15 protein-coding genes and 1 tRNA gene are annotated in these 18217 nt (G+C 44.0%); 1 reads left to right on the top strand and 15 read right to left on the bottom strand.

Annotated features, from left to right (window positions below; genetic code table 11):
* Positions 1–148: 148 nt before the first annotated feature.
* Positions 149–1531: an NCS2 family permease gene (locus tag GPK88_RS08810; RefSeq protein WP_118061720.1), complete on the top strand. Its 1383-nt coding sequence runs from the start codon at positions 149–151 to the stop codon at positions 1529–1531.
* 63 nt (positions 1532–1594) lie between these two features.
* Here GPK88_RS08810 and GPK88_RS08805 read toward each other — a convergent pair whose 3' ends face one another.
* The 15 genes from GPK88_RS08805 to GPK88_RS08735 form a co-directional block, all read right to left on the bottom strand.
* Positions 1595–2449 carry a YitT family protein gene (locus tag GPK88_RS08805; RefSeq protein WP_215707705.1) on the bottom strand — a complete coding sequence of 285 codons (855 nt, stop codon included), beginning with the start codon at positions 2447–2449 and terminating at the stop codon, positions 1595–1597.
* Positions 2446–2799, bottom strand: coding sequence for an arsenate reductase family protein (locus GPK88_RS08800; protein WP_178687592.1), 354 nt, complete (start codon positions 2797–2799; stop codon positions 2446–2448). Before GPK88_RS08800 ends, GPK88_RS08805 begins: the two co-directional genes overlap by 4 nt.
* 149 nt (positions 2800–2948) lie before the next feature.
* Complete coding sequence (locus GPK88_RS08795; protein ID WP_215707704.1) at positions 2949–3701, bottom strand: zf-HC2 domain-containing protein; 753 nt, start codon at positions 3699–3701, stop codon at positions 2949–2951.
* A complete protein-coding gene (locus GPK88_RS08790; protein ID WP_215707703.1) occupies positions 3685–4182 on the bottom strand; it encodes an RNA polymerase sigma factor in 498 nt (165 codons plus the stop codon). Before GPK88_RS08790 ends, GPK88_RS08795 begins: the two co-directional genes overlap by 17 nt.
* A 197-nt stretch (positions 4183–4379) precedes the next feature.
* A complete protein-coding gene (locus tag GPK88_RS08785) occupies positions 4380–6050 on the bottom strand; it encodes a sensor domain-containing diguanylate cyclase (RefSeq protein ID WP_173741711.1) in 1671 nt (556 codons plus the stop codon).
* Between the two features lie 181 nt (positions 6051–6231).
* Positions 6232–7659 carry a glycoside hydrolase family 1 protein gene (locus GPK88_RS08780; RefSeq protein ID WP_178809010.1) on the bottom strand — a complete coding sequence of 476 codons (1428 nt, stop codon included), beginning with the start codon at positions 7657–7659 and terminating at the stop codon, positions 6232–6234.
* A 70-nt stretch (positions 7660–7729) separates the two neighbouring features.
* Complete coding sequence (locus GPK88_RS08775) at positions 7730–9616, bottom strand: beta-glucoside-specific PTS transporter subunit IIABC (RefSeq protein WP_021650624.1); 1887 nt, start codon at positions 9614–9616, stop codon at positions 7730–7732.
* 123 nt (positions 9617–9739) lie between these two features.
* On the bottom strand, positions 9740–10591 hold the full coding sequence (gene licT, locus GPK88_RS08770) for a BglG family transcription antiterminator LicT (RefSeq protein ID WP_059086637.1): 852 nt from the start codon (positions 10589–10591) through the stop codon (positions 9740–9742).
* 290 nt (positions 10592–10881) lie between these two features.
* Positions 10882–12051 (bottom strand): YkvI family membrane protein, encoded by a 1170-nt coding sequence (locus GPK88_RS08765; protein ID WP_173772605.1) that lies wholly within the window; start codon positions 12049–12051, stop codon positions 10882–10884.
* Between the two features lie 18 nt (positions 12052–12069).
* Entirely contained in the window at positions 12070–13488 is a 1419-nt protein-coding gene (locus tag GPK88_RS08760) for an FAD-binding oxidoreductase (RefSeq protein ID WP_173772613.1), read from the bottom strand.
* Positions 13489–13491: 3 nt separating this feature from the next.
* Complete coding sequence (locus GPK88_RS08755) at positions 13492–14682, bottom strand: electron transfer flavoprotein subunit alpha (protein ID WP_118061709.1); 1191 nt, start codon at positions 14680–14682, stop codon at positions 13492–13494.
* Positions 14683–14695: 13 nt separating this feature from the next.
* Positions 14696–15484 (bottom strand): electron transfer flavoprotein subunit beta/FixA family protein, encoded by a 789-nt coding sequence (locus tag GPK88_RS08750; RefSeq protein ID WP_173772615.1) that lies wholly within the window; start codon positions 15482–15484, stop codon positions 14696–14698.
* Between the two features lie 248 nt (positions 15485–15732).
* A complete protein-coding gene (locus GPK88_RS08745; protein ID WP_148446353.1) occupies positions 15733–16425 on the bottom strand; it encodes a DUF6198 family protein in 693 nt (230 codons plus the stop codon).
* Positions 16426–16568: 143 nt separating this feature from the next.
* Positions 16569–17714: an endonuclease/exonuclease/phosphatase family protein gene (locus GPK88_RS08740; RefSeq protein WP_148446355.1), complete on the bottom strand. Its 1146-nt coding sequence runs from the start codon at positions 17712–17714 to the stop codon at positions 16569–16571.
* A gap of 156 nt (positions 17715–17870) precedes the next feature.
* Positions 17871–17941, bottom strand: a tRNA-Trp gene (locus GPK88_RS08735).
* Between the last annotated feature and the right edge of the window lie 276 nt (positions 17942–18217).

The raw sequence follows: 18217 nt of genomic DNA, 5'->3' as shown, positions 1-18217 counted from the left end.
TACACACAAATTGCCTGCTTGTAAAAGTATTTTGCCAAAAATCACCTTACATAACATTATCTGTTAAGCACTAACGATTGCACACAAAATTTTTATATGATAAAATAGACATGTTGTCCAAAAACATATTTAAGAAAGGGAAAGAAATATGTTAGAAAAAATCTTCAAGCTGTCCGCAAACAAAACGGACGCCAAAACTGAGGTTCTGGCAGGTATCACCACCTTCATGACAATGGCGTATATCCTGGCAGTTAACCCGAACATCCTGTCTGCGACCGGCATGGATTCCGGAGCTGTATTCACAGCTACCGCACTGGCAGCCTTCCTTGGAACGCTGCTGATGGCAATCTTCGCCAACTACCCGTTCGCACTGGCACCCGGAATGGGACTGAACGCATACTTTGCCTACACCGTTGTTATCGGAATGGGATACAGCTGGCAGTATGCACTGACTGCAGTTTTTGCAGAAGGTATCGTATTTATCATTCTTTCACTTACTAACATCCGTGAAGCAATCTTCAATGCAATCCCGATGAACCTGAAATCCGCAGTCAGTGTTGGTATCGGTCTTTTCATTGCATTTGTCGGATTACAGAACGCCAACATCGTAATCGGCGGTTCCACACTGCTGCAGCTTTTCTCCGTAGAAGGTTATAACGCAGCCAAAGGCGTGGAGGCTTCCTTTAACAATGTTGGAATCACCGTTATCCTGGCTCTGATCGGTATCATCGTAACAGGAATCCTTGTTGTAAAAAATGTCAAAGGAAACATCCTCTGGGGTATCCTGATCACATGGGGTCTTGGCATCATCTGTCAGTTCGCCGGACTTTATGTTCCGAACCCGGAGATTGGTTTCTACAACCTGCTTCCGGATTTCAGCAACGGACTTTCCATCCCGAGTCTTTCTCCGATCTTTGCAAAACTGCAGTTTGACGGAGTTTTCTCACTGGATTTCCTTGTTATCCTGTTTGCGTTTTTATTTGTAGATCTTTTTGATACTCTTGGAACTCTCGTTGGTGTATCTTCCAAAGCCGGCATGCTGGACGAAGAAGGCAAGCTCCCGAACATCAAGGGTGCTCTTCTTGCAGATGCAGTTGCTACAACTGCTGGTGCAGTTCTTGGTACATCCACAACTACAACTTTCGTAGAGAGTGCTTCCGGTGTATCTGAAGGAGGAAGAACCGGACTTACCGCAGTGACAACAGCCATCTTATTTGGTCTGTCCCTGTTCCTGTCCCCGATCTTCCTGGCAATCCCGTCCTTCGCCACAGCTCCGGCACTGATCATCGTTGGTCTGTACATGCTCAGCAACGTAATCAGCATTGACTTCAGCGACATGGCCGAAGCGATCCCGTGTTATGTATGTATCATCGCAATGCCGTTCTTCTACAGCATTTCCGAAGGTATCTCCATGGGAGTTATCACATACGTAGCCATCAACCTGATCACAGGCAAAGCCAAAGAAAAGAAGATCAGTGCTCTGATGTATGTACTGGCAGTGCTGTTTATCCTGAAATATATTTTCCTGTAAAATATGGCAAAAAAATTCCCGGGCCTTTTGTCCCGGGAGTTTTTTTATTCCAGCAAAATATTTTTATTTCTTCGGCTGATACCGCATATTCGATACATTATAAACCGTGATAAACGCTTTCGGGTCCTCCTGGTTTATAAACTTCATCAGCTTCTGATATTCACCTTTATCTACGATGGTGATGATCTCACGGCGTTTTTCCATATTATAAGCTCCGATGGCTTCATAGATCGTGGCTCCGCTGTGCAGGTCGTGGATGATAAACTGCCTCAGCTCCTCTTCCTTCTTCGTGATAATGCAGACACGCCGTTTGATATTATGGTCAAAAATAAAATGATCCAGAACGATTCCGTTAAAATACGTTCCCAGAATACTTAAGACTACCGTCTTTTTATCATACACAAGCGCCGCGGAAAGTGCCACGCACATACCGGAAAGGGACATGGCTTTTCCAAGCTCCATGTGGAGATACTTATTCATGATCTTCGCCACGATATCCAGTCCGCCTGAGGATGCATTCCGGTTAAAAAGAATGCTAAGTCCCACACTCACTACCAGAATATAACACAGAACATCCAGTTCCTGACTATCTGTCATGGAACCGAAATTTGGAAAAATGATCTCAAACAATCCCAGAAACAACGGCAGCATCACACTGGTATAAACCGTCTTAACTCCAAACTCTCTTCCACAGGTAATAAATCCAATGATCAGCAATACCACATTCAGGATCATGGTAATAGCCGACAGCTGCAGCGGCACAAAGTTGGAAAGCACGATTCCAAGACCGGAAATACTGCTGACTGATGTATGGCTTGGTACCAGGAAAAAATATACCGCCGCTGCGATGATCACCACTGCCACGGTCAGAATCACCGTTTCTTTGATGATATTTATATAATTCAGTTTCTTTTTCATGGCATCAGATACTCTTCCCACTCTTTTTCTTTGGCACCGACCAGAATTTTATCCTCTGCTACAAGAATCGGACGTTTCACAAGCATTCCGTCTGTTGCAAGAAGTGCAAGCTGTTCCTCTTCGCTCATCTCCGGAAGTTTATCTTTCAGTTTCATCTCTTTATAAATATTTCCGCTGGTATTAAAAAAACGCTTCAGCGGAAGGCCGCTTTTTTCCCACCAGGTTTTCAGTTCCTCCGCTGTTGGATTGTCCGTTTTAATATCACGCAGCGTATATTCTGCGCCACTCTCGTCCAGCCATTTCTGGGCTTTTTTGCAGGTACTGCATTTTGGATAGCATACAAATAACATGTTATGTCCCCCTGTCTTTCAGCAGTAAATATGGAAATCACTACTGTCTGTTTTTTACTTACAGCATGGAATATGGAATTTTTATGGAACTTTTTCCCAGTGCTGTCTGAGGTTTATTTTAACATAGATGTTGATGTTTTTCTATCCTGTTATTCCGCCCAGATCAGTTCCGATTCCTGCTTCATCTCATCCACAATTTTCTCCGCTGCATCCAGATCCCCTTTTGCTTCCAGCTCCGTTAATTCCAGGCTCTTCTTTTGGGCTTCCTCGCTCATATAATAAACTTCTTTTACCGTCTCCGGGGTGCTGTCATCCTCCGGTGATAGCTCCTCTGTCTTTTTGGAAAAATCCTGAAGCAGCATATCATTACCTTTCAGTTCCAGAGTTCCTGCATAGGGTGCGTCAATGGCGTAGACAAACTCTGTTTTTCCATCTTCTGTGTATTGTACTTTCATTCGGTTGATGAGATTATTGGAAGAATACAGGCAGTTGTCTTTTACGTACATTCCACTGTCCTCCAGGGTCATATATTTTTCGTTGAAATACCAGTGGTTGTAGCCTGCTGCCGCAACGATAAGTGTCAGGACAACGGCCACTGCCGCTGTCAGAACTCTGCGTACCAGAAGTTTTTTTCGAATTTTTTTCAGTGCGGCAACGCTTCCGGCATTTGCATTACTTTCAGTATTTTCCGTCCTGCCGGCTCCATATCCTGCTGTGGAGGCTACAGATGATTTTATCCGAGCCTGCTCTTTTCCCTGCTCCTCTTTCATGATCTCCAACATTTTTCTGCATTCCTGACAGGTTCCCATATGTTCTTCCACCAGCGCCCGACTGTCTTCGCTTAATATCCCATCTATATAAGACGGCATCAGATCCTGTATTACATCACATGTGATCTTCATGTTCCAGCTCCTCTCTGATCTTTACTCTTGCACGATAATAAGTCACCCTCGCCCAGTTTTCACTTTTTCCAAAAAGCATTCCGATCTCACTAAACTTAAGCTCTCCGAATGTCCGCAGGGAAAAAACTTCTTTATACGGTTCCGAAAGGCCATGCAAAACTTTGTGGATCTCCATAGCCTGACTCCGCTGTGCCAGCTTTTCCTCAAAAATTTCTCCACCATGGCTTTCTGCTGTTTCCGGCTGCTCCTCTCCGGGAAGTTGCTTTTTCTGCTTTTTCAGATGGTCGTACAACGTATTCTTTGCAATCTGGCAAAGCCACACCCGCACATCGCAGTCATCACGGAACTGATCTGCTTTTTTCAGCGCCTTAAAAAATGTCTCCTGGGTCACTTCCTCAGCCAGCGCTCCATCCCGTGAGACAGAACGGATATACCGATATACAATGTCAAAATATGTCCGGTAAAGTTCCTCTATGTTCATCGGTTTTTCTCTTTCCTCCCTTCTCACTTATAAGACGCACTGATCTCAAAAATGTTACAGAAAATTTTTCAAAATTTCGTCCGATATTTTTATTCCGGTGTTTCTTTTAGCACAAACGAAATGCCCGGTATAAAAATACCGGGCACAGCATTGTCAGAATTTTCTTCTGACCTCCTCTTACACTCTGCTGCATACCTTCACATCGTTCCATGCTTTTCATAATATTTCTTTTTTTCCGCATACATAAGATCATCTGCTCTTCTCAGCATTGTCTCAAGCTCCGAAGAGCTTTCCTCCCAGACAACGCCAACAGAAACACTGATCCTTTTAGCAGCAATGCTGTCACAGATATCCCGAACCTTACTCCGAAAAATCTTCTCATCCATATCAAAACAGATGAGTACAAATTCATCGCCACCTACCCGGTAAGCATTTTCCGGCAGAATCGCAAGCATGGAACGCGCTGTATTTATGATCAGCCTGTCTCCGGCCTCATGTCCGTAAAGATCATTCACCCGTTTCAGACCATTGATATCAATATATGCTACGCCTGTTTTTATCACTGTTTTTGCCTGCATGCCTTCCAAAACCTGAATATACCTGTTCCTGTTATACAAGGTCGTCAGCATATCACGGTAGCTCATGTACTGCAGACACGCCTTACGCTCCTTGGCTTTCAGGCTGTCCGTTAAAAAGTACTGTATGGATGACAGCAGCGTATGATCCTCATAATGCAACCTCGGATTATCTACCCCGAGAAATCCTATGATCTTTCCGTCACTGTTTAAAGGAACGGCCAGCAGCCTGGTAATGTCCTGCATCTTCAGAGTCTCATAATACGGCTGCCCCTGCTCCTCCTCAATATCCGGAATATAATACAGGCCATTTTTCCGAAAGCTGTCCATCCAGATATCCAGCATTTCCATGGGAACCTCCTGAAGATTATCCTTCTCAGCAGTCACTCCGTTCATGGCATACTCATAGGTATTTGTACAGACATTCCTCTTTTCATCGATCTGAACAATATAACTGCGATCTCCGTCAAAATACCCACTGATAATACGCAGCAGATTGGAGATTGCCGCATCTTCATCTTCTCCTGATATCAACTCAGCAATGCATTTATTCAGTATCGTTGCGATCTCAAGTCTTTCCTTTATCTTGCCCTCTCTGCTTATCAGCTCATACATTTCCTGATTCAGCTCCGTCATCGTCACGATAAACATAATGATCATGGAGATACCAACAGAAAACTCGATCAGCGATATTCCATACCAGAATGCCTGCACAGCTGCCGCCACTGCCGGAAGTACAATGCATGACAGCATAGAGAACAGGAGCTTCCTGCTGACTCTCTTTTTGTACTGGAGCAGAAGCGTAAGATCAATGAGCAAGCCTGCTGCCGAAAGAAGAATTGACATAATATATAACGGTGCCCGATGATAACAATTATCCCCATCTATGTAATAATACCAGTGAGTAAACTGCGAGATCACCACAAAAGCAACCTCTGCGGCAGCAATAACATATCCGGCTTTTACTCTTTTTAATGTTCTCCGCTCCCTCTTCGAAAACAGATAAACACACACATAAATGTGAAAACACAGCAGGACTACGTCACTTAAAAGGAATACGAGAAAACTCGAGATACGGACCATCATACTGCCCGGAACTCCGGGATATCCGATGAAAATATGCGCCATGGCATCCATCAGCAATAATAGAGAAGCAAAACTCTCCATCAGGATAAGATACCGACGCTTTTCCCTGTCATAATTACTGCTCAGAAATATACATAATGCAGCTATGGCACAAAATGCACATCCCCATATAAGTATCGCTACCTGCAGTACTTTTTCATCCGGCATAAAAAACACTCCTCACATTCGTCACTTACAATAAGTATTACACTTTACCGTGTAAAAGTCAACCTTTCAAAAAAATCCCGGAGTACATTGTCATACTCCAGGATTTTGTCGTCAACCGGATAAAAGCAACCGCATTCGCTACATAATTCTACACCAGATAACTGCTTCGCAGTTGATTCAGTTAAATCTCTTCCCCGCAGGATTCAATCACTTTTTTGTACCAGTAAAAAGAATCTTTGCGGATTCTGGAAAAGTCTCCGGTCCCGTCATCATTTTTATTTACATAGATAAGCCCATAACGCTTCTTGAATTCTCCAGTGGAGGCACTGACAAGATCTGTACAGCCCCAGCAGGTGTAGCCGATCAGATCTACTCCGTCATGGATTGCTTCCTTCATCTGCTCTATATGGCGGCGCATATATTCAATACGGTAATCATCGTGAATCTTTCCATCCTCTGTCAGCTGATCCACCGCCCCAAGACCATTTTCCACGATCATGATCGGAATCTGATAGCGGTCATAGATCTGGTTCAGAACATAGCGAAGACCAGTTGCATCGATCTGCCAGCCCCAGTCGGAAGCTTTCAGATATGGATTTTTCAGATTGTCACTTCCATTTCCGGCCGTTTTCTCTCCGTCCTTTGTCACGCTGACACAGCTACTGGAATAATAGCTGATAGTGAAAAAGTCCACCGTACCCTTCTTGAGGATCTCTTTATCCTCCTGAAGAACCTCCAGCTGGATTCCGTGCTCCTCAAAGTATCTCGCTGCAAATCCCGGATAATATCCTCTTACATGAACATCACCGGCAATGGAATTGTGGATCTGCCCAAACTGCTGTGCATATAAGATATCATCCGGATGGCAAGTATATGGATAACCATTGTGATAAGCAAGCATACAGCCAAGCATAAACTCCGGATCGATCTCATGAGCCATGGAAACTGCAAGTGCACTTGCTACCAGCTGGTGATGCATTGCCTGATAACGGCTCTGCTCACATACATCCTTCGGGTCCAGCATTCCTGCACAGAATACCGCACCAAAGTCCTGCGTCAGCATATTGATCTCATTAAAAGTCAGCCAGTATTTTACCTTACCTTTATATCTCTCAAATAAAACCTTTGCAAATCGAAGATAGAAATCGATCATCTTACGATTTTTCCATCCGCCATACTCCAGAGAAAGATGAAGGGGATTCTCATAATGAGAGATCGTTATCAGCGGCTCAATGTTATATTTTCTCAGTTCGTCGATCACATTGTCGTAGAACTTAAGGCCTTCCTCATTTGGAGTTTCCTCATCCCCATTTGGGAACACTCTGGACCAAGAAATAGAAAAACGATATACCTTAAATCCCATCTCTGCAAAAAGAGCAATATCCTCTTTCCAGTGATGATAAAAATCAGTCGCCTGGTGATTGGGATAAAATTCTTCCGGTAACGGTGCCGGCGGTGTAAGACGACGTTCCTTATCCACACTTCCTCCTGTCAGGATATCTGCAATGGACGGGCCTCTGCCATCCTCATCCCAACCGCCTTCATACTGGTTTGCAGCGGTTGCTCCGCCCCAGAGAAAGTTTTCCGGCATACGGTTATAATTTTTCATATTTTAATTTTCTCCTTTTTATAAACATCAGGCGGATCTGTTATCTCCGCCTGATGTTTCGTTGTTATTCTTATACAATAGTCAGGAATTTATCTCCTGCATTTACAGCTGCATCTTCTTTTTCCATGCATACTGCTTTGATATAATCAGAAATATTGGTCACAACAACCGGTGTGATCAGATCATATCCTTCTTTCTTAATGGCATCCATATCGAATTCCACAAGAAGCTTTCCTTTTTTTACCTTATCTCCATCAGAAACATGGGATTTAAAATATTTACCATTTAAATTTACAGTATCAAGTCCGATGTGGATCAGAATTTCTGCTCCACTTTCTGTCACAAACATGATTCCATGTTTGCTGTCCATGATATTTGCCACCGTACCATCTGCCGGTGCATAAACCTTTCCTTCTGATGGAACGATTGCTGCTCCGTCACCTAAAACCTTATCCGCAAAAGTTTTATCCGGAACATCGGAAAGTGCTTTTACAGTTCCTGCTACCGGTGCACAAAGCTCGATCTTATCTACAAGCGGAGCGTTCTGCTGTGCCGGCTGTTTTTCTGTATCTGTGTTCTGTACTTCATCCTCTGTCTCAGCCTTTACATCCTCAAATCCGAAGATAAGCGTAAGAACAAAAGCAGCTACAAAAGATACCACGATCATAATGATTCCATAAATCAGATTGATTAATCCCTTCTCGCCGATAAACGCCGGGATCGCCATGATACAATTCTGTGCAATGTAAAGAGAAACCTGAAGAAGTCCTCCTACGATACCACCGATTCCGGCTGCGATAGAAGCTGCTACAACCGGTCTTTTCAGTTTCAGTGTAACACCATACAGAGCAGGCTCTGTGATACCCATAAGAGCGGAAACACCTGCTGCACTTGCCAGCTGTTTCATGTTGCTGTCCTTGGATCTTACAGCTACTGCAAGAGAAGCTCCGGACTGTGCAAGGTTAGAGCATACCTGAGATACAAAGATCAGTGTATCGGTACCACCGGTTGCAATAGCATTCAGTCCGATCGGTGTCAGCGCATGGTGCATACCGGTCATAACGATGAACGGGAAGGTTGCTGCAAGGATACCTACAATAATGAAACCAAGTTTTACGGACAGGAAGTTGATGGCTACCGCAAGTCCGTTACCAATAATTGTTCCGATCGGTCCAACTACGATCAGGGCGATCGGTGCACTGATCAGAATTACCAGTGTCGGGTTCAGGATCAGTTTTACCATTTTCGGTGTGATCTTATCAACCAGAATCTCAATATAATGTGTGATCCATACCATCAGGATAACCGGAATAACGGAATAAGAATAAGTTGCTTTTGTGATCGGCAGACCAAACAGTGTGATGGCCGCATCACCAGCTACCATAGTTACAAAGGTAGGGCTTAAGTAAACACCGGCAATAAACAGCGCCAGTGACTGGTTCACGCGGAAAACCTTGGCAGCATTTGCTGCGATCAGGAACGGCATGAAGTAGAAAGTAACATCTCCGATAAAACTGATCACCTGGTAGGTACTGCTTGTTTCTGATACCAGATGAAAAGTTGTCAGCAGGGTAAGTACAACTTTGATCATACCGGCTGCAGTCAGGGCAGGGATCATCGGGGTCATACATCCGGTGATGGCATCGATAACTTTTGAAACAACACTCTTTGAGCTGTCAGAGTTCGCTGCCGGTGCATCATCGGTAGGAACGCCTTTGTCTTCCAATGCCTTGTAAACAGCGTTTACTTCGTTTCCTGCGATAACCTGGAACTGATCTTCATGCCAGTTAACGCCGGAGATCTCAGAAAGCTTTAAGATCTCTTTCTCGTTGATCTTCGATCTGTCTTTCACATAGAAACGAAGCCTTGTCATGCAGTGGAACAGACGGGTGATATTATCTTTTCCGCCCAGCGCTGCAATCAGTGTGTCTGCAGTTTTTGCATAGTCCTTTTTCATTTGGGGACCTCCTTTAATAATAAATATTGAAATTTATATTAAAGGTCTTGCCTGAAAAGATACGCACATGGCACGTATTTCAGTAACAATCCATTAACACCTAATTTATAAAACAATCTCTTTTCACAGATTTTTCAGACGTTTATGGTCTTCTGTGATCTTCTGGATATGAATCGTCAGATACAGCATTTCATCCTCAGTCATAGCGTATTTATATTCCTCTTCCATCATAAGATAGATCATTTTTACACAGCCGTAAGCTTCTCTGTACTGCTCCTTGATGATCTTGAAAAGCTCCTGATTCTCATCATAGTGAAGCTCTTTATGAAGGAATCTCTGGGCAAAATATTTCAGATGCGTGAGAAACCGCTGATAATACAGATTATCCTCCTGAAATTCCATATTGTCATAATACTTCTCCACGATGTCCAGGATCTGATGTACGATAATGGAAATCTGATAGCTGTCCGTCTTGCCGCCATCTTCCGCATTCACAAAATGCAATGCAAAAAATCCTGCTTCATCTGCAGAAAGATCTACCTCGAACATCTCATTTACCTTTTTCAGTAATTCCAAGCCGATCTCATATTCCTTATGATAAAGCTGCTTGATATCCAGAAGCAGCATATTCTGAAGGCGGATCCCGTTTTCAAGTCTGGAGATCGCACCCATGATATGGTCGCTAAGGGAAAAATAAATACTGTCATTTAATTTCATCCCCTCTTTTTCCTTCACTTCATTTACAAAAGCTTCCACAAAATCCAGATATTTTTCCGGAATAGCAGTCAGATAACCCTGTATCTCCTTGCTGATCTGGGCATTTTCCGCAGTAAAGATCTTCTCGATCCTGGACTCCTCCACTTGCTGTCCTTTCTTTTTCTGAAAGGCAATTCCGCAGCCCTTTACAATAACTTCATGTCCCTGTCCATCCCTGGACAGTATCAGATTATTATTCAAAATCTTATGGATAACCATAGTCCTGTTCCCCCGCTGCCAAACAAATAAAAAAAGACCATTACAGTATATAGAAAACCTATTCCTATACTACTATAAGGTCTTGCCTGACGATAAATCAATATTTCAGTAACAATCCTTCTGATTCGTAACTATTTAATAACTGTACGTAATAATATCAGAAAAAATATATGTTGTCTATCTGGAATATTTAATAAAATATTTATAATATTTTTGTGAACTTTGACAAAATCCCCTGATGATCCTGCCATACGGATCAACGGGGGATTTTCTGTTCAGCTTTTTATTCTTCAGATCTCTTTTCCCTTTGTCGCAACGGCATGTACAACAAACGGTACAAACAATGTAATAAACGCCGCATATCCAAGGTATGCATATCCCTTTTTAACAACTGTCATCAGACCGAACTGTGCAATGGCAAATGCCAGGAATGTAAAGATCGCTGTAAAAACTGCATTTCTTCCAAGGTGTCCCTGCGCTTTTTTCGCCGAGCTGTCCATACGGCGCTCCACTGCATTTACACAGCGGGTCACAATACCGGAGATCATATTTACTGCTGTGGAGATAGCTCCAAGGATGATCAGCAGAGAAATGATCGGTGTCAGGATACCGGCGCCTACACCGTTCTGGACCAGTACCAGCATCGGTACCGATGCAGATGCCAGTTCATTTACATATGCAATGGCAAGAAGTCCGAGGATGGAAAGCTCCATTGCACAGAAATTGCATACAAACATCCAGATCGCTGCTTTGTTGATCTGTTTTTCGTCCGTTACATCCTCCATGTGCTGGTACATAACAGAAACAGATGCCAGCTGGAAGAAGAAATAAAGGACTGCTGAATAGAGCGCCGGTCCAAAGGCTCCGCTCTCGGAGGAAAGTACAGTCATTTCTCCGGAAGACATAGTATGGATGGAAGCTGTGATATCTCCCCACTGTGCAATGATATTCGGAACAAGTACCAGTACAAGACCGATGATGATCAGCACACTTAAGGTAGAAGCACATTTTCTTACAACATTGGTTCCGAAAAGCGCGATCACAAAGATAAATGCTGCAATGATCAGTGTACAGAGCCAGTATGGGATCCCGAACAGTGTCTGCAGTGTGGAACCGCCGGTTGCAAAGGCTGCTGCAGATGCAGTTCCGATCATGATCAGGTAACAGATCTCATAGAGATTGGACATAACCGGTTTCGTTTTTCCGTAAAGACTGTCGGAAAAGCTTCTGTAATCGTAGGTTTTGTGTTTATAAGCATAGCGCATTCCATACCAGAAAAACAATGCATACAATCCCTGTGTCACTGCCGGCAGGATCAGACACCAGATACCGTAGTTGATAAAGTACTGATAGATCTGCGCTCCTGATGCGAATCCGCCTCCGAACTGTGTGGTAAATGCGACGAACGCAAGTCCCATAGCCAGAGGCATTTTACTTTGTAATGATTTATTCTGACTCATCTCTCTTTCCCCCATTTTTTATTTATTATATTCGATGACTTTTCCCGGATTCAGGATCAGTTTATCATCGAAAGCCAGTTTGATGGCTTTATAAAGAGCGATCATTCTCGGTCCCGCAAATTCTTCCAGAAATTCCAGACGTCCGTTTCCGATGCCATGCTCACCGGAAAGCTGTCCGCCCAGTTCCTTGGACAGTGCATACAGCTCTACCAGACTTGCGTGAGTGGCTTCCTTCCACTCCTGGTCACTCATTTCCGGTCCACGGAGCATCTCTGTATGGATGTTTCCGTCTCCGCAATGTCCGCAGGGCTCTACACGGATACCATGTGCACTTGCAATCTTTTTGGCTGCTTTTACATACTCTGCGATCCTTGCACGCGGAACAACCACGTCACACTCCTCCTGTGCGACAGAATCTGCTTTCATTCCTTCCAGGATCCCGCCCCGGACACTCCATACGGCTCCGGCACGCTCCGGCGTTCCTGCGATACAGCAGTCCAGGGCTCCGTTTGCCAGAGCTGCTTCCGCTGCTGCCTCTACTGCGTTGTCAAGTTCCTGCTTACTGGAAGCATCATACATAACGATCAGCACTGCTTCTCCTTGTTTTACTGGGAACATTTTGTTCAGATTACGTTCTACGATATCGATCAGTTCTCTTTCCAGAAACTCGATGGCTGTTGGCACAAACGGCAGCTCCAGAACCTTCGGGACCATGTCTGCACATTCCTCAAGACTCCTGAACGGCATTACAAGAGTACAGGTGCAGGTCGGTGCGGGAAGAAGCTTCAGCGTTACCTGAGTCAGGATACATAAGGTTCCCTCTGAGCCGATCACCAGATCTTTTACATCATATCCCGTTGTGTTCTTCACAACGTTGGATGAAAAATTCATGATGGAACCATCCGGCATAACTGCCTCGATACAGCGGACGAAATCCCTGGTCAGTCCATATCGTACCGCTTTCATACCACCAGCATTTGTGATAACATTGCCGCCGATGGAAGCTGTTTTTTCGCCCGGATCCGGTGGGTAAAAAAGTCCGCCTGCCGCTGCTGCCGCCTGAATATCGATAAGAAGTGCTCCCGGCTCAGCTGTGATGGTCTGGTTCTTTCTGTCAATTGGAAAAATCTTGTTCATTCTCATGACGGACAGCATGATTCCGCCATATTTACAAGTAGCTCCACCTGCCAGTCCGGTTCCTGCTCCACGGCATACAACCGGAATATTTTCTTTGTATGCGTAAGCCATGATGGCAGAGATCTCTTCTTTATTCAGAACCTCCACATAGAGTTCCGGAGGAAAAACTCCGTACTCCGGCATCTCATCACGGTAATATTCTTTTGCGATCTCATCGCCGACCCATACACGATCTGAAGCAGTCACAGAACGGATGTAGTCAAAATCTTCTGATGTCATTTTTTTATATGGATATGCCATGACTTAATCCTCCTTCCGATTCCTGATCAGTTCTGTCAGCTCCGGCACAACCTGATACAGATCATCTACAATACAGTAATCCGCAACATTAAAGATCTGTGCTTCCGGATCATTATTGATCGCTACGATACAGTCTGATCCTGTCATACAGGAAGTAAACTGGATGGCTCCGGATACACCACAGGTGATAATCAGCTTCGGACGGACGGTTCTTCCAGAAAGTCCGATCTGATGGGCAACATCTCCGAATCCATTTTCTACCATCGGACGGGTAAAAGCAAGCTGGCCTCCAAGGGCTTCTGCCAGTTCCCGGCACATTTCCACGTCTTTTTCGTTCCGGACGCCACGGCCTGCAACAACCAGAACATCCTCTTCCTCAAGGCTCTTTACCTTATCAATAACTTTGGATGAAAGAATTTTGATCCTGGAATCTGCCATCTTTTCATTTACCGGACATACAACTACCTGTCCGTGAGGATCTTTTACCTTTTCTGCCTTATCCATAACTTTATAACGGACAGTGGCAAACTGCGGTCTTGATTTGGTGATTCCGATCTGCGCCATGATATTTCCGCCAAAAGCCGGGCGGATCTGAATCATATCGGTATTGGAACGGATATCCAGTGTGGTACAGTCTGCAGTCAGTCCTGTATGGAATCTGGTGGAAAGTCTCGGTGCAAGGGAACGTCCCAGAGCAGTGGCTCCGATCAGAACAGAACTTGGTTTGTTGGCTGCAATACAGTCTGCAACTGCATCCGTGTAACAGTCTGCGCGGAAACCTTCAAAACCTTCGTGCTCATACACATACACATTGTCTACGCCATATGGGAGAAGTTTCTCTGCGTTTTCTTTTGTTCCTGCGCCTCCGACGATCACACAGTTGACCTGATAACCGACTTTGACTGCCATTTTTCTTGCCTCTCCGATCAGCTCGAATGTAACCGGATGGATCTCGCCTCTCTCCTGCTCCACATAAATAAGAAAGTTTTTCCATTTATCCTTGTCAAAAGATTTCGCCTTCTGCTCAAACTGGATTGCTTTTTCCGGGCAGTTACGAACGCAAAGTCCGCACATACGACAGGCATCACCTACAACAATTCCTTTTCCCTCTATGGTAAGGGCTCCAAAAGGACATTTTTCCACGCATACTCCGCAGAGCACGCATTTGTTTATATCAAATTTTAAAAATTCCATGTTCCGCTTCCCCCTATATGATCTTCTTTCCGGTCAGAAGAGCAACAAGCTTGTCTGCTTTTTCCTTTGCAGTTCCTTCCAGATAAACCTGTTTTTCGCTTTCCTCCGGCGCAAACATTTTTTCTACAGAGGTGGGGGAACCGATCAGTCCGTAACGGCTCAGATCCTGATCCGGCATATCTTCAAAGCTTAAGATCCGTACCGGACGGTCTGCAGTTGCTTTCTTTAATAAGTAGGACGGCAGACGTGGCACGCAGGTATCCTTGTCAATAGTCAGCAGACATGGATAGGGGATCTCGGAAACCTGAGAAATACTTACAAGATCCTGACGGACCTGAATGCTTTTTTCATTGACATCCATGATCTCTGCTACCCATGCAGCGTGTGGAATGGTCAGATGTTCTGCAATAGCCGGTCCTACCTGGGCAGTATCGCCATCTGTGGTCTGTCTTCCGCAGATAATCAGATCTGCTCCACCGATCACCTGGATTCCCTGTGCCAGTGCATAGGAAGTTGCCAGTACATCCGCTCCTGCAAATTTCCGGTCTGAAAGGATCACGCCTTCGTCTGCACCCATGGTGTAGGCATCCCGGATCATCTCTTCCGCCTGTGGCGGTCCCATGGTCAGAACGGTTACCGTTCCGCCTGTTTTTTCCCGGATCGCAAGGGCTGTTTCCAGCGCAAACAGGTCATATGGATTTGTTCTTGTCTCACCGGACATACGTTTCATGGCACCGGTTTCCGGATCAATATCAACCTTGGAAGTCGCCGGTACCTGTTTCATACATACAACGATTTTCATTTTCTATCTTCTTTCCTGTATTTTTACTTTTATTTTTCACTTTAAAGCTTTAAACAGCTGTATAAGTATAGCATTAACGTAGCGTAAAGTCGAGTGTTTTTTGGTGTTTTTCACAAAAAAATATATAATTCGAGCAATTTTGTGGGCGGATATAGCTAAAACAGGATGGTACATATAAAAAAAGCCTGAATTCCGGCTTCCATTTGTTTTATGGAAGCTGAAATTCAGACCTTTTTTCTGTTTTATTATTATGCTTTCTTCGTCAGAAAAGACTCAAATCTCACATGACGATCCAACTCGTCCCCTATTAATCCGATCACTTTTCCCATGGTAAAAGCCGCAAGGATCGTTCCGATCCCAAGTCCGTCCAGATGACCAAGGATAATTCCTGTCATAAATCCGGTTACTGCAAGGCAGGTAACATCGAAGCTGACCTTAATTTTGGAATATTTGAATTTCGTGATATCCGAAAGTTCTCTCGGAAACAGATCGGTTGGGATGATCGGCAGACCGCACCGGTTGGAAAGAGCAATTCCAAAACAGATCAGAAGATAACTGATCACAAAATAAAGCACTCTGAATCCCATTGCCGTCGGCAGTATATTGATCTCCGCTTCATAAAGATCCAGCATCTCACTGAATGCAAATCCCACAACAAAACTGAATAAATACGGTACCACGAATCTCTTCCGCATGATCATCAGTGATAAAATCAGAAGTCCCTGAAAAATATACGTCCAGGTTCCAAGTGTAACATGTGGAAATACTTCCGAAAAAGCATAGGGCACACTCGATATCGCCGAAATGCCCGACCCGGAATAAAGCATAAGCACTACTCCCAGGCTGTTGATCAGAATCACGATTACCAGAGCCAGTTCTCCTCTGATCACCGGTAATTTTTTGTTACTTTGCAAATGACTGTCCTCCGCTACTCCAGACATTTTAAAAAGCCTCCATTCCTTATTTGCAATATATGATTATTTTTCTCATCTAATTTAAGCCTTTTTCCCGGGAAAGTCAATGAGCTGCGAATAATTGCTTTGCAGTTTCGGTTATCTGGAATAAAAATATTTACTGTCATTTTTTATTTTTTCAACTGAAATTCCATATATACAGGATCGTGGTCTGAATAGGAATAGCCGGTATTTACATTTTCGTATTTTGTACATTCCACATTATCGGAAATGATAAATCCGTCCAGCGTCACGGTATAGGTCTCACCGGGTACATATTCCATATCTGCGTTGCGGGCACTGTTCCAGAGATTGTTTTTTTCATCTTCAGACAGCTGATCCAGGCAGAAGGAAAAATGCTCCGGGAGTTCTGAACGTGGAAATGGGTAAGCCCAGGATTCAGGTTCTGCGGAATCCCCGGAATCTGTTTGGGTATTGTTACTTGCATCGGATGCTTTTGACTGTGTATCCGCAGCCTTTAGATCATGATTGAAATCTCCGCCGCAGATCACATAATTTCCAGCTTCATATTCCTTCTGCATGTCTTCACTGAGCATCCGGATCTGTCCTTCCCGGATGGCATCACTGTTTCCGTAAGCAGACATATGCAGCTCAAAGATTACCAGCTCTTTTCCGTTATCTACCGGCACTCTAGAAATACTGTAACACCTGTCCAGGTCAAAAAATTTCGTAAAAGATGTTGATATAGGAAAACTTCTTCTCAGAGATCCCGTAATCGGATATTTCGAAAACAGGGCAAGTCCGGCTTTGCTTTTTCCATGAGGCTGTGTAAACGGATAAAACAGAAACGCGGAATCATAATTCTGTGCAAATACGCAGTTATAAGCCGGGATGTTTTCCTTCAATATAGAATACTCATTCACATGATAACTTCTGGTAGCATCCAGATCGATCTCCTGGACCAGCGCAAAATCCGGATCTTTGGACGCAACTAACTCACCGGCACCTTTAATCGTTTCCTTTACGCTGTCCTTACTCTTAGCCCAGGAAGATTTTCCACCATCCATGAAGAAACTGAAATCCGGCGTATAAGCTCCGAATCCAATATTATATGTAAGTGCGGAGTAATTTTTCTCTGTTGTCAGCTCATTTCCTGCTTCTGTGTTTTGGGAGATTTCTTCCACCTGAAGCTCCTGATTATCAGGAATCCTGTGATAACTTGCATAAAGATAAATAATATACGCCGCCAGCACAATAACAAGTGCCAGCAAAATAATTCCTGTGATCTTTATGACTTTTTTTGCTTTTGTTTTCATCGTTCACCTGTTTTTCTTTCGTTATGTACTGTTATTTTTATAAAATCAATATAACATACACGGTTCCTGCCGTCCAGTTTCGTATTAATATTCTCTGATAAAACAAAAAAGCTGAAAAATCTTGATTTAACAAGACTTTCCAGCTTTCTATCATAGCAGGGGATGAGAGAATCGAACTCCCACCAAAGGTTTTGGAGACCCCTATCATACCATTTGACCAATCCCCTATATACAAGAAAAAGTGGCTGTTGGCCACAAATTCTCTTACATTGTACTCTCAAAACTACATACATGTTTGTTGATGGTTAATCGTTTTGAATCAATTTTAACCTGCGTGCCGATTTGCCTTTTTTTCACGGGCTCGCAGCTAAAGCTGCATCGCCTGTTTTGTAGGCTACTCCAGCGGTGGTCATCTCACGACTCCGTCGTTCGATGTCATTTGCTTCGCAAATGTTCAGTCTGCATCATAAATGGTTCTCCACAAGCAAGCTTGCTCCGCCCCA

Source organism: Blautia sp. MCC269 (assembly GCF_018785655.1).
Lineage (GTDB): Bacteria > Bacillota > Clostridia > Lachnospirales > Lachnospiraceae > Blautia_A.
This window is presented reverse-complemented; position numbering and strand designations above follow the sequence as displayed.